General features: G+C 40.2%; 1 protein-coding gene. It reads left to right on the top strand.

The features are described from left to right. Positions 1-506 (top strand): P-loop NTPase (locus tag J7R10_RS10090; RefSeq protein WP_246787424.1); only part of this gene is annotated, 506 nt, incomplete at its 5' end. Positions 507-520: the final 14 nt, after the last annotated feature.

Here is a 520-nt window from a genome sequence, read left to right as displayed (position 1 = left end):
CAGATGGTGTAACCATGGGCAATATTATTCGCGCCCTTAAAACCATTGATGAAGGTGATTGGACAGAATGGTTTGAAACTGTCAGTTCAGTCGGTTCTATTTTGCGTGAAACGAGCGATTTTTCCGAAATTGCTCCCCATTCACGTAATATTTATCGACAAGTCATTGAAAAAATTGCATGCCTTTCGCCTCTTAGTGAACTGCAAGTTGCACGCAAAGCTGTAGAAATGTTTACAAAAGTCAAAGTCCCCATTCTGGGGCTTATTGAAAATATGAGCTACTTTATTGCGCCTGATACGGGAAAACGCTATGATATTTTTGGCCATGGTACTGTGCGCACAGAAGCAGAAAGTCGAGATATTTCTTTCTTGGCAGAAGTGCCACTTGATGCAACTTTTCGATTTTCTTCAGATGGTGGAGTGCCAATTTTTGTTGCTGAGCCGGAAGGTAGGCATGCCAATCTTTACCGTACAATTGTTCATCAAATAAAGGGAAGATTTTCTTAATTTCATTGTTTTTT

It is taken from the genome of Bartonella vinsonii subsp. berkhoffii ATCC 51672, from assembly GCF_902825225.1.
Taxonomy (GTDB): domain Bacteria; phylum Pseudomonadota; class Alphaproteobacteria; order Rhizobiales; family Rhizobiaceae; genus Bartonella; species Bartonella berkhoffii.
Note: the sequence above shows the minus strand (reverse complement) of the source record. Positions and strands in the feature narration are given on the sequence as shown.